The 20,377-nt window shown below is 40.3% G+C and carries 24 protein-coding genes and 1 tRNA gene; 11 read left to right on the forward strand and 14 right to left on the reverse strand.

Annotated elements, in window-relative coordinates:
* Positions 1-30 precede the first annotated feature (30 nt).
* Complete coding sequence (locus tag I7X29_RS10250) at positions 31-612, forward strand: LemA family protein (RefSeq protein WP_088593670.1); 582 nt, start codon at positions 31-33, stop codon at positions 610-612.
* A gap of 4 nt (positions 613-616) precedes the next feature.
* Complete coding sequence (locus tag I7X29_RS10255; RefSeq protein ID WP_198474481.1) at positions 617-1,744, forward strand: TPM domain-containing protein; 1,128 nt, start codon at positions 617-619, stop codon at positions 1,742-1,744.
* A gap of 58 nt (positions 1,745-1,802) precedes the next feature.
* Here the strand turns inward: I7X29_RS10255 and I7X29_RS10260 are convergent, their stop codons facing one another.
* The 3 genes from I7X29_RS10260 to holA form a co-directional block, all read right to left on the reverse strand.
* The gene (locus I7X29_RS10260) at positions 1,803-2,093 is read right to left on the reverse strand and encodes a type II toxin-antitoxin system RelE/ParE family toxin (protein WP_198474483.1); all 291 of its coding nucleotides are present in this window, start codon (positions 2,091-2,093) and stop codon (positions 1,803-1,805) included.
* On the reverse strand, positions 2,084-2,290 hold the full coding sequence (locus I7X29_RS10265; protein WP_009414085.1) for a hypothetical protein: 207 nt from the start codon (positions 2,288-2,290) through the stop codon (positions 2,084-2,086). Before I7X29_RS10265 ends, I7X29_RS10260 begins: the two co-directional genes overlap by 10 nt.
* A gap of 62 nt (positions 2,291-2,352) precedes the next feature.
* Positions 2,353-3,366: a DNA polymerase III subunit delta gene (holA, locus tag I7X29_RS10270; RefSeq protein ID WP_198474485.1), complete on the reverse strand. Its 1,014-nt coding sequence runs from the start codon at positions 3,364-3,366 to the stop codon at positions 2,353-2,355.
* A gap of 36 nt (positions 3,367-3,402) precedes the next feature.
* Between holA and I7X29_RS10275 the strand changes: the two genes are divergently transcribed.
* Positions 3,403-3,858, forward strand: a complete 456-nt coding sequence (locus I7X29_RS10275) for a type I restriction enzyme HsdR N-terminal domain-containing protein (protein WP_009414087.1) — start codon at positions 3,403-3,405, stop codon at positions 3,856-3,858.
* Positions 3,855-4,832: a glycosyltransferase family 2 protein gene (locus I7X29_RS10280; RefSeq protein ID WP_198474487.1), complete on the forward strand. Its 978-nt coding sequence runs from the start codon at positions 3,855-3,857 to the stop codon at positions 4,830-4,832. The genes I7X29_RS10275 and I7X29_RS10280 overlap by 4 nt, the downstream gene beginning before the upstream one ends.
* Before the next feature lie 21 nt (positions 4,833-4,853).
* Here the strand turns inward: I7X29_RS10280 and I7X29_RS10285 are convergent, their stop codons facing one another.
* From I7X29_RS10285 to I7X29_RS10300, 4 genes are read right to left on the reverse strand one after another with little or no spacing between them, the layout of a single operon-like run.
* Complete coding sequence (locus tag I7X29_RS10285) at positions 4,854-5,657, reverse strand: hypothetical protein (RefSeq protein WP_198474489.1); 804 nt, start codon at positions 5,655-5,657, stop codon at positions 4,854-4,856.
* Positions 5,658-5,668: 11 nt separating this feature from the next.
* Positions 5,669-6,604 carry a hypothetical protein gene (locus I7X29_RS10290; protein WP_198474491.1) on the reverse strand — a complete coding sequence of 312 codons (936 nt, stop codon included), beginning with the start codon at positions 6,602-6,604 and terminating at the stop codon, positions 5,669-5,671.
* A 44-nt stretch (positions 6,605-6,648) separates the two neighbouring features.
* Positions 6,649-7,488, reverse strand: coding sequence for a prephenate dehydrogenase (locus I7X29_RS10295; protein WP_198474493.1), 840 nt, complete (start codon positions 7,486-7,488; stop codon positions 6,649-6,651).
* Positions 7,489-7,527: 39 nt separating this feature from the next.
* Positions 7,528-8,562, reverse strand: a complete 1,035-nt coding sequence (locus I7X29_RS10300) for a hypothetical protein (RefSeq protein WP_198474495.1) — start codon at positions 8,560-8,562, stop codon at positions 7,528-7,530.
* A 132-nt stretch (positions 8,563-8,694) separates the two neighbouring features.
* On the opposite strand from I7X29_RS10300, the gene I7X29_RS10305 reads away from it, so the two are divergent.
* From I7X29_RS10305 to I7X29_RS10335, 7 genes are all read left to right on the forward strand, one after another.
* A complete protein-coding gene (locus I7X29_RS10305; RefSeq protein ID WP_034555924.1) occupies positions 8,695-9,603 on the forward strand; it encodes a YbbR-like domain-containing protein in 909 nt (302 codons plus the stop codon).
* Positions 9,600-10,184: a dephospho-CoA kinase gene (gene coaE / locus I7X29_RS10310; RefSeq protein ID WP_198474497.1), complete on the forward strand. Its 585-nt coding sequence runs from the start codon at positions 9,600-9,602 to the stop codon at positions 10,182-10,184. Before I7X29_RS10305 ends, coaE begins: the two co-directional genes overlap by 4 nt.
* Positions 10,185-10,214: 30 nt before the next feature.
* The gene (locus I7X29_RS10315; protein WP_198474499.1) at positions 10,215-10,916 is read left to right on the forward strand and encodes a cytochrome c3 family protein; all 702 of its coding nucleotides are present in this window, start codon (positions 10,215-10,217) and stop codon (positions 10,914-10,916) included.
* Between the two features lie 23 nt (positions 10,917-10,939).
* A complete protein-coding gene (locus tag I7X29_RS10320; RefSeq protein WP_198474613.1) occupies positions 10,940-13,849 on the forward strand; it encodes a 4Fe-4S dicluster domain-containing protein in 2,910 nt (969 codons plus the stop codon).
* A gap of 14 nt (positions 13,850-13,863) precedes the next feature.
* Complete coding sequence (locus I7X29_RS10325; protein ID WP_198474501.1) at positions 13,864-15,666, forward strand: quinol:electron acceptor oxidoreductase subunit ActD; 1,803 nt, start codon at positions 13,864-13,866, stop codon at positions 15,664-15,666.
* Between the two features lie 115 nt (positions 15,667-15,781).
* Positions 15,782-16,291, forward strand: coding sequence for a c-type cytochrome (locus I7X29_RS10330; protein ID WP_198474503.1), 510 nt, complete (start codon positions 15,782-15,784; stop codon positions 16,289-16,291).
* An 11-nt stretch (positions 16,292-16,302) separates the two neighbouring features.
* Positions 16,303-17,094 (forward strand): hypothetical protein, encoded by a 792-nt coding sequence (locus tag I7X29_RS10335; RefSeq protein ID WP_198474505.1) that lies wholly within the window; start codon positions 16,303-16,305, stop codon positions 17,092-17,094.
* 9 nt (positions 17,095-17,103) lie between these two features.
* Here I7X29_RS10335 and I7X29_RS10340 read toward each other — a convergent pair whose 3' ends face one another.
* The 7 genes from I7X29_RS10340 to I7X29_RS10370 all read right to left on the reverse strand — a co-directional run bounded on the left by I7X29_RS10340 (position 17,104) and on the right by I7X29_RS10370 (position 20,271).
* Positions 17,104-17,574, reverse strand: coding sequence for a DUF2335 domain-containing protein (locus I7X29_RS10340; RefSeq protein WP_009414100.1), 471 nt, complete (start codon positions 17,572-17,574; stop codon positions 17,104-17,106).
* A complete protein-coding gene (locus tag I7X29_RS10345) occupies positions 17,562-17,795 on the reverse strand; it encodes a hypothetical protein (RefSeq protein ID WP_009414101.1) in 234 nt (77 codons plus the stop codon). The genes I7X29_RS10340 and I7X29_RS10345 overlap by 13 nt, the downstream gene beginning before the upstream one ends.
* A gap of 168 nt (positions 17,796-17,963) precedes the next feature.
* Positions 17,964-18,035: transfer RNA gene (locus tag I7X29_RS10350), tRNA-Arg, on the reverse strand.
* A 19-nt stretch (positions 18,036-18,054) separates the two neighbouring features.
* Entirely contained in the window at positions 18,055-18,504 is a 450-nt protein-coding gene (locus I7X29_RS10355; RefSeq protein WP_009414102.1) for a GatB/YqeY domain-containing protein, read from the reverse strand.
* Between the two features lie 70 nt (positions 18,505-18,574).
* Complete coding sequence (gene gldD / locus I7X29_RS10360; protein WP_198466725.1) at positions 18,575-19,144, reverse strand: gliding motility lipoprotein GldD; 570 nt, start codon at positions 19,142-19,144, stop codon at positions 18,575-18,577.
* A gap of 74 nt (positions 19,145-19,218) precedes the next feature.
* Entirely contained in the window at positions 19,219-19,539 is a 321-nt protein-coding gene (locus I7X29_RS10365) for a hypothetical protein (RefSeq protein ID WP_198474507.1), read from the reverse strand.
* Positions 19,540-19,581: 42 nt separating this feature from the next.
* Positions 19,582-20,271: a ComF family protein gene (locus I7X29_RS10370; protein WP_034555927.1), complete on the reverse strand. Its 690-nt coding sequence runs from the start codon at positions 20,269-20,271 to the stop codon at positions 19,582-19,584.
* Between the last annotated feature and the right edge of the window lie 106 nt (positions 20,272-20,377).

Below are 20,377 nucleotides of genomic sequence, written 5' to 3' on the forward strand. Positions count from 1 at the left end.
ATTTTAAATTCAATTTTAAGATAAAAACAAATGAAAAAATCAACTCTTATCCTTATTGGTGTCATTGCACTTATAGTAATATACGCGATCTCAGCCTATAATGGCTTGGTAAACAAACAAGAACAATTGCGCAGCGAGTGGTCACAGGTAGAAACTCAATACCAGCGCCGTTCTGACCTCATCCCTAACCTTGTGGCAACGGTTCAAGGCTATACCAAACACGAAAGTACCACCTTGAAAGAGGTTGTAGAGGCACGCAGCAAAGCGACTCAAATCAACATCAACCCCGACAGACTTGATGCTGAATCGTTAGCCCAATACAATAAAGCACAAGGAGAACTCTCTCAAGCCCTCGGTCGTTTGCTAATGGTTACTGAATCCTACCCCGACCTGAAAGCAAGTGAACAATTTACAGCCTTACAAGCCGAATTATCAGGTTGTGAAAACCGTATTGCCGTAGCACGCAAGCGTTACAACGATGCCGCTAAAAATTACAACACTTCACGTCGACGTTTTCCTAACAACCTTTTTGCTTCAGCCTTTGGATTTAGTGAAGTTGCTTATTTTAAAGCCGATGAAGGTAGCGAAAAAGCTCCTAAAGTAAGTTTCTAAAAAAATGAATAACAAGCTATTAACCCTACTATTTTCCTTTCTCATTGGCATTGGGCTCACCTCTGCTCAAAAGGCTTATACTGTAAAAAGTGTACCTAATGTACAATTGCAGGACAGTCGGCAATATACTACCGATCCTCAGCATTTGCTCACAGCTACTGAAGTTGATAGTCTCAATGCTATTTGTAGAGACTTGCGCGCTGAAAAAGGAGTGGAAATGGCAGTGGTAGTATTGCCTCGCTTTACCGACGATTATGCCGATATACGCGATTTTGGATTCCAACTATTTGAGCATTGGGGATTAGGACGAAAAGACCAAGATAACGGCTTACTAATGCTCTTGATCACCGACCCCGAGCAGCGAGCTATCTCTATAGAAGTGGGGTATGGCTTAGAAGGGACTCTACCCGACGGCTTGTGCAAACTCATACAAACGCGCACGATGACTCCTCTGATGAAGAAAGGACAATACGGTGCAGGGCTCATAGCAGGAGCTGAAGAAATACGAAAAGTCATCTCAGGCGATTCCGACCTACCACAACTACTTGATGCACAAGAAAATACCAATTGGTGGGAAGAAATAAAAGAAATGTTTTCTGGAGTATTCTACAGCGCTATAGCTTTTTTCTTTTTTATCCTTATGATTTTTGGAAAGACTAGAAAAGAAATAAAAGAACAAATGGCTAATCCTGCTATATCGCCTTATGTGAAGTATCTAACTATAGAAAATGTAAGCATCTCAAAAAAATACATTCCTCTATTCATACTCTTCTTCCCTACCCTACCTTTTGGAATCTATTGGTATTTTTATTGCAAACGACTCAAAAAGCGATTGCTCACCGAGATGATTTGCGAAGAATGTGAGCGCACAGGCACCACCGTTGTCGAAAAAGTAACCCGAGATACAATAGGTGATTACATAAAAATTACAGTGCAATTTCGTTGCAAAAATTGCAACCACCTGCATACAGAGGAAAAGAGTTTCAAGATTGAACACAACCGTAATTACCGACGAGGCATTGGCTTTGGGGTAGGTAGTTCGTTTGGAGGAGGCAGTTTTGGAGGCGGTAGCTTTGGCGGTTCGTTTGGAGGGGGACGCTCTGGTGGTGGTGGCGCCTCTACACGATTTTAAAACAATTGATATGACAAAAAAGCTGTCTAACAAAGTAAAATGTTAGACAGCTTTTTTCTTATAAAGGTCTTTGTTTAGTACTTCTAAAATAGTGTATTTCTATTCTATTTTTATCTTCTATAACTTTATAATAAATTACAAACCTATTATCTAAAAAGTTTCTTCGATACATTCCTAAATGCTCACTATATTTTGCTAAGAAGTAAGGATTTTTTGCTATTTCTCTTTGTAAAACTTCTACTGCTTTCATTATTTTTTCAGAATAGGTATAACTCCCATTATGTTTATACCAATAAGCAAGGGTGTTGTAATAGTCTTCTTCAGCGTCGCAAATCCATTTTATTTCCATTGGTTGATCATCTGTTGGGCTTTTCTTTGTACTTCAGAACTATCAGTAAACATTCCTAATTGTGATTGTTTTTCAGCTATAGCTAATTTACGTAGGTCTTCGGCTGTTAGCTCATAGTAGAAATCTTCTTCATTTTCAATTAATTGGCAAGGTTGAAAGTCCGTATTTTCTTCTAAAGGTATGACATTTGTTTGCATAACATTTCTATTTTTTGCAAAGGTATGATATTATTTTTTAAGCTACAAAAAAGATTTTCAAATTACGCTCGTAACATTATAATCAGTTCTTTGCGAAAGTCGGCTTCTGTGAGGTTATTGGTAGCTCCTACCCCTTTGCTTTTTAGGTCGATTTGGCGCAGCGTAGCAATGATAGCACTCACACGCTTCATAGGGTAGTGTTGTGCCCCCGAATAAAACTCTTTTATAAAATAAGGATTTTCTTTCAATACTGCCGCTACATTCTTTTCACTTTGGTCTGTGAGACCATGAAATAGCAATAACTTTTGAAAATAGTTATAGAGAACAGTGATAGTTCCACCTAAAGGGTTATCTTTAGGATTATCAGCGAAGTGTTTAAGGATACGCGCTACCTTATAGGCATCGTTTGCGGCAATAGCACTCTTGAGCTCAAAATTGTTAAACTCCTTGCTAATACCTATATTTTTCTCTATAATTTCGGGGGTCACTTCGGTATTTTCAGGGACGATAAGGGCTAATTTATTCACCTCATTTTGTATCCTACTCAGGTCGGTACCTAAGAAATCTACTAACATTTGTATGGCTTTAGGCTGAATGCTGAGGTGTTTTTTCTTCAATACATCGGGTAACCAAGCGGCTACTTGGGGTTCATAAAGTTTTTTGCTTTCGAGCAGTACGCAATCTTTGTTCTTTTGTAAGGTTTTTAGCAGTTTTTTGCGTGCGTCTAACTTCTCGTATTTGTAACAGAATACCAAAACCGTTGTAGGGGTAGGGTTCTCTACATAAGGCACTAACTGGTCGATGGTAGCTCTGAGGTTTTGTGCTTCTTTAACGATAATCACTTGGCGGTCGCTCATCATCGGGAAACGGCGCGCATAATCAATAATCATAGGCACCGTTACATCTTGACCATAAAGCACGATTTGGTCGAAACCCTTTTGGTCTTCTTGCAGCATGTGCTCTTCGATGTAATCGGATACTATATCTATGAAATAAGGTTCTTCGCCCATCAAAAAGTAGATAGAAGCGATGATGCCTTTTTTTATGTTGCCTACAATGGTTTTTACTTCATTCATAGTGCAAAAATACAAAAAATATTCTACTTTTGCAGTATGGAAGTATTAAATTTCAAAAACTACCCTTTTCGCACTAAAGTAGCCGATGAGAAACTGTGGATATTTGATGTGATTCGTCGCAAATATGTGGTGTTACAGCCCGAAGAATGGGTACGCCAACACGTAGTGCATTTTCTCATTGAGGAGAAAGGTTACCCTAAATCACTTATCAATGTGGAGAAAAAACTCTCTATCAATGGGCTCACCAAGCGTTACGATGTGGTAGTATATGCTAAAATAGGAACAGTGCTCTTAGCGGTAGAATGCAAAGCACCGAATGTGCCTATTACCCAACATACTTTCGACCAAATTGCGCGCTATAACCTTACCTTAAACGCTCAATATCTAATGGTTACCAACGGCATTACACATTACTATTGCCAAATGGATTACCAGCACAATCAATATCATTTTTTAAAAGAACTCCCTCATTACAACGACCTCTCACAATGACTCTTGCCATCGTAATACTCAATTGGAACGGCAAAAAGCTGTTAGAACAATTCCTCCCGTCGGTAGTGCGTTACTCACCCGAAGGGCAACTCTACATCGTAGACAATGCCTCTACCGATGATTCTCTTGATTTCGTGCGCACCCACTTCCCTGGAATACATCTTGTAGAAAACCCCACCAACAGCGGTTATGCGGGAGGTTACAATCGCGCTTTACAACATATTAAAGCCGATGTGTATTGCCTGCTGAACTCGGATGTGTTAGTAACTGAAGATTGGCTCTCCCCTATCTTGCGCACTTTTGAAGAGGAACGCATTGCAGTGGTACAGCCTAAAATTAAAGATGAAAAACGCCGTACGTATTTTGAATATGCCGGTGCAGCAGGTGGTTTTATCGACCGATATGGGTTCCCGTATTGCAGAGGAAGGGTATTTGAGACCATAGAAGAGGACAAAGGTCAGTATAACGAGCCTTCCCCCGTACCCATTTTTTGGGCATCGGGGGCGTGCTTTTTTATACGTGCAGAAGTATTCCACCAGTTAGGAGGTTTTGACGAAGATTTCTTTGCCCATCAAGAGGAAGTAGATTTGTGCTGGCGAGTGCATCACCTCGGCAAACAAGTGGTGTATTGCGCCGAGAGTACTGTCTATCACGTAGGAGGGGCAACTCTCACCGCAGCCAACCCTAAAAAAACCTACCTCAACTTCCGCAATAGTTTGTTTATGTTGCTGAAAAACCTACCCGCTAAAGGGCTCTATACTACAATTTTCTTACGTATGGTATTGGACGGCATTGCAGGAGTGCGTTTCCTTTTACAAGGCAAGCCGCGTTTTACGTGGGAAGTAATAAGAGCGCATTTTCATTTTTACAAACGATTTTTCTTCTTTAAAAAGAAACGACCTTCAAAGCTGATTACCAATTATTACCAAGTGAAATCAATAGTGTGGGAACACTTTGTATTAGGTAAGAAGTAACAAGTAAGAGGTAAGAGGTTTTTAGGGTGTTTTTCCTAATTTTTGGAGCTTTTTGGCTAAGTAAAAACCGCTTATCAGAGCTGGGAAAAAGGTGAAACAAGTATAAGTAACTAATATTCTTGTTTCATTAATATAGGGAGGGCTAATTATATAAATTAGAACTAAAGGCGGAAGTGCCCAAACAATAATTGTAATAAACCAGCCTATTTTGAAATTTGTACTTTTAGTATAATGTGTAAAAGGAATGAATAGTGCTAAAATTGCTCCCAAAACGGTATATATACCTGCTATTGAAACAACCACAGAAAATGAATCCAATGACCCTGAATAATAAACTCCCATTATGATCATTAATATAATAGCTCCTATCCAAAAAGAGGAAACAATGTAAAGAATTGCCCTTATTCTTGGGTTAAGCTGATTTATTGGAGGGATTGCCTCTTCTTTTTTAGCAATTCTGTGTAGCATCACTCCTAATAATATCCCTATAATGATATTTAAACCTAAGTAACCTAAATGATTTTGAATATTAAACTCATCATAAATACGCCAAAAATTATAAATGTTTATAATTGGCAATATGAGTAAACACAATAATGCTATAGCAATGATTCCGCCTTTGGAAAGTTTTTCAAAGGGTACAAATTGCCCTACACTATAGCTTATCACAAAACTTTTAAGTAAAAAAATACTATTTTCTTCCCATCGCATTAAAAAAAATAAGGTTTCATAGGATAAAGCATAATACAAATTCAACAGTAATTTAGATGCTATAAGAGCGACAAAAATGTACCATACGGTTGTTTTAGGAATCAGTGTTTTCATTGGATATCAGTTTATTTTAATTGTATAAATTCTGAGATAAAGGCTGGCAGCTGAGTGTTGGGGAGTTTAGGGCTATCGTCCCAATAGCTGAGCACACAAGCTATGTGATATCCGCGCACAGTAGTAGCAATATAGTAAACAATGAGTTTTTTATCAATGTCCTGAGATTTCTGGTAGTGCAATAGGTAAGTAATCTCTCTTGCTTTTGTAGGATTCCCTTCAAAAATTAGTTCAATTTCGCGATCTCCTACACGATTAAAAGTAGCATCTTTTTCAGGGATTTCCATTGCATCCAATACTTCTCCAGATTTTGCTTGCAAAAAAACAGACTCTTGAGCCTCTGCTAAAGTGCGGTGCAAACTCCAATTCATTTCGCCCTTAGTAGGACAGCGCACAAGACCCAAATCTCCCCAAAAGCATTCGTCATCCAAAATTATTTTTCTACCTAAAAAATCGAATTCTTTTCCACCTAAAGCGTTTTTTTCGAGGTCTTTTTGGTATTTACCACTCATTACGGCTTTTAGCATCTCTTCATCTATTGCATTGCTTTTTGCAGCAGTGGTTGATTTTAAAAGCACCATTCTAATGGGTTTTTGGAGTTGTTTTTTGTCGTAGATGAAATAACAAATATTGTTATTCCAAAGCCCATCCTTTACCTTTTCGTGGGTGCTCACATAATAGTGAGATATATTCAGTTTTGGGTTTATTTTAGGAATGCTGTCGGTAAAACCTTTGTCGTGAGCAAATCCTCGAATGAATTTTGGCAAATTCTTAGTAATTACGCCATCTACCTCTACGTCGGTATATCTGAGTTGGTATTTTCCAGCTCCATAAGTAGCGACATTATCTAATTTCTGATAATAGAGTCGGCTTTCGATATTTGTGTTTTGTGCGGTTGCTGTACCTATAAAGGACAATAGAGCAAATAAAAAAGTAAAGTTTTTCATATAAATATAATAATTAATTTGTTCAATATAAAAACGAAGATACATTATTTCAATATTTTTCTAATGTAATTGGCTTCGTGTATGTTTTGAGTAAGCGCTTCGGCTTGTTCAGTTTCAATAAGAATCTTAAAGGCTTCTAAGTTTTTAATATACTCATTCAGCGCTTTAAGTACGTTGTTTTTGTTTTCCAAAAAGATAGGACACCACATTTGGGCATCGCTCTTTGCCAAACGCACGGTAGAGGCAAAACCGGTACTCGCCAAATCAAATATTTGAGCTTCGTCCTTTTCAATTTCTAAAACGGTCTTCCCCAGCATAAAGGAGCTTACGTGCGAAAGGTGCGACACGTAGGCGGTATGGAGGTCGTGATCGGCAGGTTGCATCATTTTCACGCGCATATTCAATGCTTTTACGATGCTCAAAGCGCGGTCTAACAATCGCCAGTTACTTTTTTCTACTTCACAAAGTGCCATTACTTTGCCGTCGAAAAGGTCGTAGAGCGCTGCCTCAGGTCCTGAATGTTCTGTACCTGCCATAGGGTGTGCCGCGACAAAATTTTGGCGATGAGGATGAGTGGCTACTGCTTCACAAATATGTGATTTCACCGAACCAGCATCCATTACAAGGGTTTGTTCACCTATTTTATCGAGCACTTGTAGCAATACTTTGTGAATGTGATTCACGGGTACAGCTATGAGTACGAGGTCGGCATCGGTGAGGTGATTGTAATCGGTGTTTTCATCGATAATGCCTAAATCTAAGGCTTTTTGTATATGAGCGGGGTTGAGGTCGATGCCTGCAATGGTGTACCCCAAACGTTTTTTCAATTCTAAGGCAAAGGAGCCCCCAATGAGCCCTAAACCTATAATAACAGCTTTTTTCAAAAGTGAATAGTTTAAAGTGAATAGTTAAAAATGAGTGCGTTACAAATCGTATTCGTAGTATGAGACGTTGCGAGTATCAAATAGGGCATAAGGATTTAGGAGAGGTTGTGCCAGATGTCGCACATTCCAAAAAGTAGCCGAGTCTATTTTCTGAGAGTTAGTGAGTTGATAAATGAGTTGGCTCAAAGAGGGAAAAATTGGTTTTTCGAGTTCTAATACCAAAAAGACATCAGTATTGATAAAATGTTCACGCCCAAGAGGTTTGCTTTTTAGGGCTGTATGTTGTTCTATAAAACTGTTATAGAGTTTTTTAGCTTCTTGTACATCTACGGTTTCGCCTGCTTCGGCTCTTTCCAAGAGGTTGAGAAGGTTTTCAAAAGTTTTGAGCATCTCTTGATAGTCGTAGAAAGTAGTAGCTTGTCTATTGTCTTCCATCAAATGGTCACCAGCAGCGATGATGCTGTTTTGCAAGAGTGCATTTAGCCGTGATTGCATCGTAAGAAGGTGGTTAGCACGCCTTTCAAAGTTGCCTATTTTTTGTTCAACAAAGCTACCTTGCAGAGGTTTATTGAAATCAGCAATAATACTCTCGCGTGCTTCCATTATAGCAATTACATTGGCTCTTAGTGCTTTATATGCGTTCTCTACATCGTGCTTTTCAAAACCTAATATATTAGGCACTCCTTGTGAAAGATTGTCTTTTTTGAGATTTTTCAGAAGAGTATTTTTAGTAGAAAGTTCAGGGGGTGTTTTGCCTTTTTTCACTGCCTCTAAAGCACTGTTAATTTCTCGCAACTTATCAGGAGCAGCTGCCTCATTATAGCAAGCAGCCACTAAAGTATTGCAAAAATTATAAAAATTGATAATTGCAAGATCTTCATTTTCTTTGCTTATATATACTTCTTCATCTTCCATTTCTTGATTGTAAAGAGCACTATTATCACTATCATCAGCAGTAAAAAAAGAATCTAAATCCCAATCAGGAAGTGAGAAAGTAGGGTTGTTGCCTTCTATAAGAACATAAGCCGTGAAAGTAACGCCCAAGGCTATAAGGATATTTCTGAGTGTTTTCATAGTTAAAAATGAAAAATGAAAGCACAAAAGTAAAAAATAATTTGCAAAATTCCAAATTACCAAATTTGCTCATTTGCCAATCATTTCATATCTTTGCCCTCATTATTAGGTTACTCGTAATTTATTGTTGCTATGAACCGCCGCAATCTCACTTTTATAATATGCCTCATCTTATCGGTTTTTATCTGGTCGTTAGTAAAACTTTCTAAAAATTTACTTAGGGAAGTATCTATCCCTGTGATAGTTATCAATCCTCCTACCAACGAGGTATTACTGCCTTCTGCCCCTAACTTCGTGAGAATTATAGTTGAAGGCAATGGCTTTTCTCTACTGAAATCCTACCGACAAAACCCTACCCTTACTGTAGATTTTACCGACCTACAAGAGGTAGGCGAACACTTTTATACACTTTCTAAAAACAGTAAAGACAAACTGAGCAATACTTATCTTGCAAACTTCAAAATACGCTCGGTAGTCTCCGATACACTACAACTGTATTTAGCTCCTAAACACACTAAAAAAATCCCCGTAGTGGTACATCTAAACGTGGAATACCCTAAGGAATACCAACTTACAGAATTAAGGCTCTCTCCTGATTCGGTAGTGGCTTCGGGTAGCCAAAAAGTAATAGACACACTCTCTCAGGTTGTTTTTCACTATCATAGCAAACGCCCTATAAAGGATAATTTTAGTGAGACTTACACGCTTAAAAGCACCCCTTTGGTACATTTCAACGCTCATAAAATAGCGATGCAGGCCTTTGTAGATAAGGTAAGCGAACAAGAGTTGCGAGTACCCGTGAAAGTGATGGGCGTATCAAAAAACAGTCAAGTAAAAGTTTTTCCCGATGAGGTAAGCGTGCTCTGTACGGGGGAATTAAACCTACTTAAAACACTCACTCCTAACGATATAGAAGTAACTGCTGATATGTGCGAGGCTAACGCAGGGCATATTCCACTACAAATCAGCACTCATAAACGACGGATAAAGGTGGTACTAATGAACGAAACAACGGTTGATTTTCTCATACGCAAAGAATGATGGTAGTAGGACTTACAGGAGGTATTGGCAGTGGCAAGAGCACGATAGCCAAAGCATTTGCTGCCTTAGGCATCGCGGTATTCAATTCAGATGAACAAGCTAAAGTGCTCATCGCTAACAATGCGCAGGTAAAGAAACGCATTATCGCTGCTTTTGGTGAGGAGGCTTACCACAATGGAGAATATAACCGCGCTTATATCGCCCAGATTGTGTTCAACAATTCTGAGAAATTGGCGATACTCAACGGCATTGTACATCCTGCTCTTGCAAAATATTTTAAACAGTGGACAAAGAAGCAAACTTCACCTTATGTACTGAAAGAAGCCGCTATCCTCTTTGAAAGTGGAAGTTATAAGGATTGTGATTATATCATCACGGTTACAGCACCTGAGGAGGTGCGCATTGCCCGCGTAATGGCGCGCGACCATTGCACCGAAGCCCAAGTGCGAGCGCGTATAGCACAACAATGGAGTGATGCCCAGCGCATTGCCCTTTCAAATGCAGTGATTGAGAACATCGATTTGGAAAGTGCCAAAGAACAAGTAAAGAGGATACATTTTCAACTTTGCCAAAGTTTGTAACGCAACGGCATTATTTGTCAATTGTCAATTATGAATTATCAATTGAAAAAGATTATCATTATATCAACCCTTATTATTGCCTTTTTAGGCATTACTTACGCTCTTTACGCCTTTCTGATGCAGATAGGGGTAGACGAGGGCTATGAACCTATACAACCTATTCACTTCTCTCATAAAATTCACGCAGGTGATAACCAAATCGATTGTAAATATTGCCATTCAGGGGCGCGGACTTCGGCAGTAACAGGCGTGCCCTCACTGAATGTGTGTATGGGCTGCCATAATACCATTTCGGAATATGAGGGTGAGGAGGATCTCGCCAATGGTTACACTAAAGAATTTTACACCAAAGAAATCAAGAAATTATACGAAGCAGTAGGCTGGGACGAGCAGAAATTTCGCTATACGGGCACTCCTAAAGGGGTGCAGTGGGTGCGCATTCACAAACTCCCCGACTTTACTTATTTCAATCACAGTCAGCACGTAGCAGTGGGTGGATTGGAATGTCAGAAATGTCACGGCGAAGTACAACAAATGGAGGTGGTACACCAGCACGCGCCTCTTACGATGGGGTGGTGTATAGAGTGCCACCGTCAAATGCCTGTGAATGCTAACAACCCTTATTATCAGCACTATGAAGAAGTGCACAAGGCTTTGGCTAAAAAGCTAAATGTTAGCAAACTAACAGTTGCCGAAATGGGAGGCTTAGAATGTGCTAAATGCCACTATTGATAATTACGAATGACGAGTTACGAATGACGAATGAGAATATACATAATATATCAACATCACGGCGGGATTTCCTAAAATTCTTAGGTTTTTCTACAGCGGTGGCTGCCTTGGCAGGTTGCGAAGGTGCTGTACATAAAACGATTCCGTATGTAATACAGCCTGAAAGCATTGTAGCAGGTGAAGCCAATTACTATGCTACTTGTATCGCCGATGGTTTTGACTTTGCCAGCGTACTGGTGAAAACTCGCGAAGGACGACCCATTGCTGTATTGCGCAACCCCGAAGCCAAAGCAGGAGGGGCAGTGAATGCAAGGATATTGGCATCGGTATTGAGTTTGTATGATGAGCATAGAAACCCCTCCCCTACTCTCTCTCAAGGAGGGGAATTGTGGCAACAGCTGGATACTAAAGCCATTACAGCCTTAGAGAAAGCAAAAGCTGAAGGGAAACAAATAGTGATGCTCAGTCAAACACTCGCAAGTCCGTCGAGTTATGCTCTTGTAGAACTATTAAAAGAAAAATACCCTACCTTTAAGCTCGTTGAATACGATACCATATCAGAAGAGGCTATTCTCAACGCTTTTGAAAAACGTTGTGGACTGCGCGCGATGCCCGATTACAATTTCAGCAAGGCAAAGCTCATCGTTTCCTTTGATGCCGATTTCTTGGGTGATTGGAATGGCGGAGGCTATGAAGCAGGCTATGCGCAAGGGCGTATCCCCAGCAAAGCAAACGGAATGTCGCGCCATATTCAGTTAGAAGCCAACCTCAGCCTTACAGGCGCTAATGCCGATGAACGTATCGCACTCACTCCTGACCAAGTGAAAAAAGCATTAGCTTACTGTTTCCAATACCTAAAAGGTTTTGAGGAGAATGAACAATTTCATTTCCCAAACTCTATTATAGAAAAAGAGGAGAATAAAGTTACTATTGAGGACAAAATAAAGAAAATAGCTTCCGAACTCAAAAAAGCGGGTAGCAAAGCCTTAGTAGTAACAGGTATTGATAGCGTTGAAGCTCAATTAATCGCTTTTGCTATCAATGAACATCTCCAAAGTGAAGCTTTCTCGCCTCAAACTCCCGTGCTTACCCGTAAAGGTAATGTTAAAGCTCTACAACAGCTACTCACCGATATGAACGAAGGCAAGGTAGGCGTTCTCTTTATCAACAATCTCAACCCCTTATACAGTTTGCCTAACGCCGAAGTGTTTGCCACAGGCTTGAAGAAAGTACCTTTTTCAGTATCCTTTGCGATGCGCGCTGATGAAACTGCCCAGCAAACGACCCTTTGGGCGCCTCAACCTCATTATTTAGAGTCGTGGGGCGATGTAGAATTTAAATACGGGCACTACGGACTGATGCAACCTTGTATACGTCCGCTTTTCAACACCCGCCAATGGCAAGACTGCTTTTTGCAATGGATAGGACACAAGGAGAGCTATTACGATTTTATCAAAGCTCATTGGGAAGTCCATATCTTAAAAGGATTTTCTTGGGAACAAGCCTTACACAATGGCACATTTGTAAAAGAAGATATAAAATCTTTTGAGTTGCCGAAAGAAGAAAAAATTCCTTCACTGAGGAAACCGCCTATGACCCTCACACGTGAGGAAACTTTAAGGCTAATAGGCACAGTACTTCCCAGAGAATTAGTAGAAACACCTTTTGAACTCACCCTCTATACCAGCACCGCTTTGGGAGACGGACAGCAAGCTAACAATCCTTGGCTACAAGAACTCCCCGACCCTATCCACCGCACTACGTGGGATAACTTCCTCACGATGCACCCCATCGATGCCCAACGTCTAAGTATTGAGAATTGGCATACTGCCGACGGTGCTTTGGACGGACATCAGGCGAAAATCAGCGCTAATGGTAAAACTATTGTTGCTCCCGTACTCATCACCCCTGCGCAAGCACAAGGCAGTGTAGGGCTTGCCTTAGGTTATGGGCGCAAGGCAGGCATACAAACCGAAATGCAAGTGGGCGTCAATGCCTTTGTGCTTTATAAAGACCATTGTAAAAACCAAGGCGTACAGATAGAAAAAGCAGACGGCACACACGAATTTGCCTGCTTGCAACTGCAAAATGAATTAGTAGGGCGTAAAAATATCCTCAAAGAGATTTCTTTAGAGACTTTTTTAAGCGAATCCGCTGAAGTGTGGAACCCCAAACGCTTTACAACAAAGAAAGACCCTACTACCCCACATCACTTTAAACTCTCTATCGACCTAAATGCGTGCACGGGTTGTGCGGCTTGTGTGATTGCTTGCCACGCCGAGAACAATGTGCCCGTAGTAGGCAAAGACGAAGTGCGCCGCTCGCGCGATATGCATTGGTTGCGCATCGACCGTTATGAATCAAGAGAAAACGAACAAAGGTGCGTAGGCTTTCAGCCCGTGATGTGTCAGCATTGTAATAATGCCCCTTGTGAGACTGTTTGCCCCGTAGTAGCCACCGCTCACGGACAGCAAGGGCAAAACCAAATGGCTTACAACCGCTGTGTAGGTACGCGTTATTGCGCTAATAACTGCCCTTACAAAGTACGCCGATTCAACTGGTTTCAGTATAGTGAAAACAAGCAGTTCAACTACAATATGAACAACGAAATAGGGCGTATGGTGCTCAACCCCGATGTAACGGTACGTTCGCGAGGGGTAATGGAAAAGTGTTCCCTCTGTATCCAGAACACCCAAGCGGTAATACTGAAAGCCAAAAGAGAAGGTCGTGCCGTTGCCCCAGGAGAGTTCAATAATGTAGTAGCTTGTGCAGCTGCTTGTAATACAGGAGCTATGGTATTTGGCGATGCTAACGAAGAAGGAAGCAAAATCGCCCAGCTAAGTGCCAGCGATCGTATGTATCAGCTTTTAGCAGAGCTGGGGACAGACCCTAATGTGGTGTATCAAGTGAAAATAGTGAATCGTGAAAAGTGAAAAATCAAAAGTAAATGGTAAATAAATCCTATCATACCATCAGTGAAGATATAGCGCGCCCCATCGAAGGTCGTGCTTCGCGTGCGTGGTGGATTGCCTTTGGCATTACCTTTCTTGCAACCCTCTGGGGGGTGTGGGCAATATGGGTAACCTTGCGCGACGGCATAGGCGCGTGGGGGCTCAACAAAAGCGTAGGCTGGGCGTGGGACATCACCAACTTTGTGTGGTGGATAGGTATCGGGCACGCGGGGACACTCATCTCGGCAGTATTGTTGCTCTTTCGCCAACAGTGGCGAGTGGCTATCAATCGCTCGGCTGAAGCAATGACTATTTTCGCTGTGCTACAAGCGAGTATCTTCCCAATACTGCATTTAGGCAGACCGTGGTTGCTACATTTCAACTTGCCTATTCCTAACCAATACGGCTCGTTGTGGGACAATTTCAACTCGCCTTTGCTATGGGATGTTTTTGCTATTGCTACCTACTTTTCGGTATCCTTAGTGTTTTGGTGGGTAAGCTTACTCCCCGATTTTGCGATGCTCCGCGACCATGCTCTCAAGCCTTTTCAGAAGAAGATTTACAGCTTGCTGAGTTTTGGGTGGAGTGGTCGTGCCAAAGATTGGCAACGTATGGAAGAAACAATGCTTTTATTAGCTGGTATTGCCACTCCGTTAGTAATTTCGGTGCATACTATCGTCTCTTTTGATTTTGCTACTTCGGTAGTCTCTGGTTGGCACACTACTATCTTCCCGCCCTACTTTGTAGCAGGAGCTATCTTTTCGGGTTTCGCAATGGTGAGCCTGCTACTAATTATCTTGCGCAAAGTATGTAAGTTAGAAGCCTATATCACCCTCAAACACATCGAGTTGATGAATACCGTGATGTTAGTGGCTGGTAGTATTGTAGCGGTTGCTTACCTCACCGAGTTTTTTATGGCAATGCGCTCTCACTCAGAATTTGAACAATACGTATTTCGCAATCGTGCTACAGGTGCTTACGCGTGGGCATTCTGGACGATGATTATTTGTAATATAGTCCTCCCTCAACTCTTATGGTTCAAAAAGTTACGACGTAGTATCACTTTCTCTGTATGTGTTGCTTTGGTGGTATGTGTAGGGATGTGGTTTGAGCGCTTTGTGATTATCGTTACCTCACTACACCGCGGTTATCTGCCGTCGTCGTGGACGATGTTCAGTCCTACGTGGGTGGATATAGGGATATTTGTAGGCACTTTGGGATTCTTCTTTTTGTTGTTTTTATTATATGCAAGGAGTTTCCCGATGATTGCACAAGCAGAAGTGAAAGGTGTCAGCGGACAGGTGTCAGGGGACAGATGTCAGGGGACAGATGTTAGCGGGCAGGAGTCTCTTAACTCTTATCTCTTAACTCTTACCTCGCCTGAAGAACTTTTAGATAAAATAAAAGAATTAAAATCAGAAGGCAAGGAAATTCAAGAAGTATATACGCCTTTCTATGTACACGGTTTAGACGAAGCCTTGGGGCTTAAGCGCACTCGCTTAGGCAAAGCTACTTTTCTATACGGACTCATAGGCTTGTTTTTCGGGTGTTGGCTTACCTATTTCACAATGATAAAAGACTGGCCAATGGATATTGGTGGAAAGCCTAATGCCACTTTCTGGCAAAACCTCCCCGCTTTTGTACCCATAATATTCGAGTTGGTTGTATATTTTGCAGCGCATCTATTGGTGATTAGTTTCTTTATCAAAAGTAGGTTATATCCATTCAAAAAAGCTGAAAATCCTATAAAGAGAAGTAGTGATGATAAATTTGTAATTCAGGTAAGAGATAACAATTAACAATCAACAATTAAGAAATAACAATTAACAAATAATGGGATATGTTGATATTCATATAATATATATATTTTGTCGCTACACTTTGACAAAGTTTAAGACTTTGTCAAAGTCTCTAATGTATGTATTACTAATGCTATTGGTAGTTGGTTGCAGGAACAAACAAGAGCGCAACATTGAGTTTATGCCCGATATGTATGAGAGTCCTGCTTATAAAACTTATGAAGTCGCACCGCTCTCTCCTCCTGAGCACACTGTAAAAAGAGGTGAGTTGCCCTATAGCTACCCTAATACTATTGAAGGGTATGAGCAAGCCAAAGCTCAATTGCACAACCCTTTAGCAACTGATACCCTACAGCAAACTCAAAACCTCACCAATGGCAAAGAACTTTACGCCATCTATTGCGGGCTCTGTCACGGTGAGAAAGGCAACGGCAAAGGAGTTTTAGTGCAAAGGGAGAAATTTTTTGGAGTGCCTAATTATAAAAATAGAGATTTTACGGAGGGGAGTATCTATCACGTAATTTACTACGGACGCAATGCAATGCCCGCCTTTGCTACTCAACTCAGTGAGAAAGAACGCTGGCAAGTAACAATGTACGTAGAACAGATAACAGGTAACAAGTAACAGGTAAAGGTATGACACTATTCACTTTTCACTATTCGCTTTTCACTATTCACTTTTCACTATTCACTTTGTTGTTTGTAGCGCTTACGTTAGTAGGGGTATTGGTATTTTATGCTATCAACAAAGTCACGCACGCTGAGTGGGCTGTGAGTTTGTACCCTATAATGAAGCGTATCACAACGCCTTTGTGGTTGGTGTTATTAGTTTTGCTGGGAGTGCTGTATATAGTGCATCGCGAACCTTATTTTCTGTTGCGTGCTGTGGGCTATATGGCAGTATGGGTGGGGTATCGCCATACTTTAAAAAAGTTTAAGAGTTTAACGCCTCACGTACTATTGTTAGTTATTTTCTTTCTTACCGAAACTCCAATGGCGTGGGATTGGTTTTTGAGTCTCACTCCCGAATGGCATAGCACCCTATTTGCGTGGCAATTGCTCAGCAGTTTTCTGCTTTCAGGCATTGCCCTCATTACCTTATTTAGCAAGCCAGAGCACTATCACGATTTAGGAAAATACCTCTTGGGATTCTCTATTTTTTGGGCGTATTTGTGGTTCTCACAATATATGCTGATATGGTACGCCAATATCCCTGAAGAAACTGTTTATTACCAAACCCTTCTTAGCAAAGGCTATGGAGAGGCTATTGTAGCAATGCTCATTCTCAGTTTTGCGCTACCTTTTCTCATCTTGCTTTCCTCACGATCCAAACAAAAAAAGCTGCTCCTTTTTGGAACAGCTCTCCTTATATTATTAGGGCAATACCTCAATTTCTATTTAATGGTAATGCCGTTTGTGGAGGAGTAATCAATTTCTTTAAAAATTCTCCTTTTGTTTTTTCTTGCCATATACAAATATGCTTGTTAGCCCTACGATAGTAGTACCACCTAAAACAGAAGCTACTGCTTCGTGTCCATTCATTGCAAGCCTATAAGAAGCAAATAATACGCTACCTGCAATTATCATCCCACAAAGCTGACCTATGAGACTCTCTATACTATTCCATTTTATTACTCTATTTTCTATATCCCTACGATGCTGACTTTGTTTTTCTACTTGTTGCATAAGTCGTTCTGCTCCATTAGGGATTATTTGATTATACCCATTGAGAGTTTCCACATCAGGAAGTGGACCTGAATGTACTTTTGAAATAGCTGTAACACCTATAATAGTTTGTATCAATTCCTGCCTAAGTGTAGGGTCTATCTCATTTAATGACGGATTTGAAGCAACTAAATCACTATCTATTTTTTGAACTTTATCTCTTTGCTCTGCTATTTCCCCCATTGCAAATCATTCATTATAGTTTTAAAATCCTCACCTACCATAGTCCAATCGGAAGCTATAGCATTTACATCTGCTTCTTGTGCGCTTTTTGAATAATTGTAAGCGAAATACTTACCAAAAATATTAAAAACACTCCCTAAACCTACCCAAAAATTATTCTTAGGTAGTAAGAAAGTGGTACTATTAAGTTTTTTTTCTTGTTGTAATATCTCCTCATTCATAGTTTTGTTATTTTATTACTCATATTACAATACTTATATAATGAGTATAATATATGATATTTGCTTTTTACGTTGCAAAACTACAAAAACATTTTGAATCATCAAAGATGATGTTACAAAAACTACACCAAAAAAAGGTAATACTCTTTTTAAGCATTACCTTTTTTGTGACCACAAGGGGACTCGAACCTCTATCTTCAGAACCGGAATCTGACATTCTATCCATTGAACTATGCGGCCTTCTTTAAAATGTATACTACTATGACAATAATTTCTTTACAATATCCGAAATCAATTTGCCGTCGGCTTTACCTGCTAATTGCTTAGTAGCTACGCCCATTACCTTGCCCATATCTTTAGGGCTTGTAGCACCTACTTGGGCGATAATGCCTTTCAACGCTTCTTCTACTTCGGCTTCACTGAGCTGGGCTGGCAAGAATTTTTCTATTACTGCCATTTGTGCCAATTCAGGTTCGGCTAAATCATTGCGACCTTGTTGGGTGTAGAGCGCGGCGCTATCTTTGCGCTGTTTTACTAATTTTTGCAAGAGTTTAAGCTCGTCGGCTTCCGATAGTTCTTCAGAGGCTCCTGCTTCGGTTCTGGCTAACAATATAGCCGATTTAATGGCTCTTAGCGATTCTAAAGCTACGGTATCTTTGGCTTTCATCGCTTCTTTGAGCGCTTCCATTACTTTAGTTTGTAAACTCATAATTCATTTAGTGTTTTGTGGGGCAAAAGTAAAGCAATATTTCTAATTTGCCAACACTTCTCCCCTATTTTTATTTCCAACGAAGGGTTTCCATTATGCGGCGCATATCTTTCTGCAAATAATTACTCGCTGGTTGTACCGAGTCGTAGTTAGGTTCTACATTAAAATAAATAGAGCCCGAAATGAAGTGTTTTACACTATCGGTGGCGTAAAACTGTGATTGTGAAGCTGCATTGCCATACACTTGATAGAACATACCGTACACTTTGGTCGTATCGTTCACAAAAGTGGTTGCGGCAATATTATCGGCTTTTACGGTGTGCTTGTACGTAAAGTTTTGTGCATCGGAGAGGAGTTTGCGTATATTGCCATCTACATTTTTGTAAGTGAGGTAAATCGTTGCTTTCATTGTGGGATAATTGATATTCACATTACAAGAGTTGGCTTTGTGTTCTATAGCCGAAAGAGTGTTTGCCTCAAAAGTAAACGGACAGTTAGGCAAGTCGGTAACTCTGCTATAAGCTGCTTGAGGGTAATCTAAGCGAAGTCCACCTTTAGGTTTAGGCAACACATCGTTGGCACAAGCGGCTACCGCCAATGCCCCTATAAGGATTAAAATACTGTAAATAAGTGTTTTCATTAGATTCAATAGCAAAAAACCTCAGCGCAACTGCTAAGGTTTTCTAGTAATTTTAAAATTTATATAATGAGAAACTATTTAGCTTCTGCATTTTCGGCTTTGTGCTCGCCGTCTTTTTTGCAGCAAGATTTCTTTTTACCATCTTTGCTACACTCTTCTTTATCGGCTTCTTTACCGTCTTTTTTGCAGCAAGATTTTTTCTTACCGTCTTTGCTACATTCCTTTTTCTCGCCGTCTTTATCGCAAGACTTTTTCACTTTCACGCCACCGTTACCATCTTGGTCTACGATAAGAGATTTAGCTACTTTATTGAGATTAAGGGTCATAGCCCCTGCGTTTGTACTGAACGCGAACATAGCGAATGCTACAAGCATTAATTTAAAAGTGTTTTTCATACAAAAATATTTATTTAGTTATTAATTTTCTTTTTTTTAATGTTAAGAGCGGGTGGTAAAACCTATTCCTGCTACAGCAATTTTCACTCCTTCGATAGTGGATAACTGCTCGCAACAATGGGAGAGGGTAGCCCCCGTGGTGATAAGGTCGTCGATGAGTAATATCTGTTTGTTTATCAGTCTTTCAGGCTGTTGTAATACAAATATATGTTCGCTTTCTTCTAAGCGTCGCCACGATATTTTTTTAGTTTGAGTAGTATTAGCGCTCACCTTTAGCAATACATCATCCATATAACTCACACCTAACACTTTAGCCACTGTTTTAGCTAATAAAGCCACTTGGTTATAGCCTCTTTTCTTTAGTTTATCGCGGTGTAGAGGCACAGGTATTACCACTTCTACTGACTGATAGAGAGGCGATTGTGAGAGACGGGTACCCAACCAATTGCCGAGCCACTCTCCTATTTGTTCTTCACCTCTGTACTTGAGGTGATGTATCAAATCTTGTGCCACACTGCCTTTCTGAAAATAAAATAATGTGGTTGCGGCTGTAATATCATTTTGTAGTGAAAGCAATTGCATTACCTCGTTATCTGCTTGTAAGTGAAAATGAGTCTCTTCCAAATCTCTGCTGCAATCGCGACACAAAAAGTGTTCTTCTTCTTTCAACATTTTGCCACAAGACCTACAATAATGAGGGGTAAAAACTGATAATAAATCTGATAGTATCATAGTTTTAGTTGTTAGGTTTAATGATTTGTTATTAGTGATTGGCTACCTAAAAAACACAATTACAACAACTTTTTCGGCAAAGATACTCCTTTTTCCAAAAAATAAT

Origin of the sequence: Capnocytophaga periodontitidis (assembly GCF_016126015.1) — a bacterium.
Taxonomy (GTDB): Bacteria; Bacteroidota; Bacteroidia; order Flavobacteriales; family Flavobacteriaceae; genus Capnocytophaga; species Capnocytophaga periodontitidis.

Coding starts and splice junctions, on each gene's coding strand:
- I7X29_RS10265 (WP_009414085.1), bottom strand. CDS start 2,290: ATGCAAACAAATGTCATACCTTTAGAAGAAAATACGGACTTTCAACCT.
- I7X29_RS10370 (WP_034555927.1), bottom strand. CDS start 20,271: ATGATACTATCAGATTTATTATCAGTTTTTACCCCTCATTATTGTAGG.
- I7X29_RS10305 (WP_034555924.1), top strand. CDS start 8,695: ATGAACCGCCGCAATCTCACTTTTATAATATGCCTCATCTTATCGGTT.
- I7X29_RS10260 (WP_198474483.1), bottom strand. CDS start 2,093: ATGGAAATAAAATGGATTTGCGACGCTGAAGAAGACTATTACAACACC.
- I7X29_RS10320 (WP_198474613.1), top strand. CDS start 10,940: ATGACGAATGAGAATATACATAATATATCAACATCACGGCGGGATTTC.
- I7X29_RS10280 (WP_198474487.1), top strand. CDS start 3,855: ATGACTCTTGCCATCGTAATACTCAATTGGAACGGCAAAAAGCTGTTA.
- I7X29_RS10300 (WP_198474495.1), bottom strand. CDS start 8,562: ATGAAAACACTCAGAAATATCCTTATAGCCTTGGGCGTTACTTTCACG.
- I7X29_RS10365 (WP_198474507.1), bottom strand. CDS start 19,539: ATGAAAAACACTTTTAAATTAATGCTTGTAGCATTCGCTATGTTCGCG.
- holA (WP_198474485.1), bottom strand. CDS start 3,366: ATGAATGAAGTAAAAACCATTGTAGGCAACATAAAAAAAGGCATCATC.
- I7X29_RS10255 (WP_198474481.1), top strand. CDS start 617: ATGAATAACAAGCTATTAACCCTACTATTTTCCTTTCTCATTGGCATT.
- I7X29_RS10290 (WP_198474491.1), bottom strand. CDS start 6,604: ATGAAAAACTTTACTTTTTTATTTGCTCTATTGTCCTTTATAGGTACA.
- I7X29_RS10355 (WP_009414102.1), bottom strand. CDS start 18,504: ATGAGTTTACAAACTAAAGTAATGGAAGCGCTCAAAGAAGCGATGAAA.
- I7X29_RS10285 (WP_198474489.1), bottom strand. CDS start 5,657: ATGAAAACACTGATTCCTAAAACAACCGTATGGTACATTTTTGTCGCT.
- I7X29_RS10345 (WP_009414101.1), bottom strand. CDS start 17,795: ATGAATGAGGAGATATTACAACAAGAAAAAAAACTTAATAGTACCACT.
- I7X29_RS10315 (WP_198474499.1), top strand. CDS start 10,215: ATGAATTATCAATTGAAAAAGATTATCATTATATCAACCCTTATTATT.
- I7X29_RS10335 (WP_198474505.1), top strand. CDS start 16,303: ATGACACTATTCACTTTTCACTATTCGCTTTTCACTATTCACTTTTCA.
- I7X29_RS10340 (WP_009414100.1), bottom strand. CDS start 17,574: ATGGGGGAAATAGCAGAGCAAAGAGATAAAGTTCAAAAAATAGATAGT.
- gldD (WP_198466725.1), bottom strand. CDS start 19,144: ATGAAAACACTTATTTACAGTATTTTAATCCTTATAGGGGCATTGGCG.
- I7X29_RS10275 (WP_009414087.1), top strand. CDS start 3,403: ATGGAAGTATTAAATTTCAAAAACTACCCTTTTCGCACTAAAGTAGCC.
- I7X29_RS10330 (WP_198474503.1), top strand. CDS start 15,782: ATGTATGTATTACTAATGCTATTGGTAGTTGGTTGCAGGAACAAACAA.
- I7X29_RS10250 (WP_088593670.1), top strand. CDS start 31: ATGAAAAAATCAACTCTTATCCTTATTGGTGTCATTGCACTTATAGTA.
- coaE (WP_198474497.1), top strand. CDS start 9,600: ATGATGGTAGTAGGACTTACAGGAGGTATTGGCAGTGGCAAGAGCACG.
- I7X29_RS10325 (WP_198474501.1), top strand. CDS start 13,864: ATGGTAAATAAATCCTATCATACCATCAGTGAAGATATAGCGCGCCCC.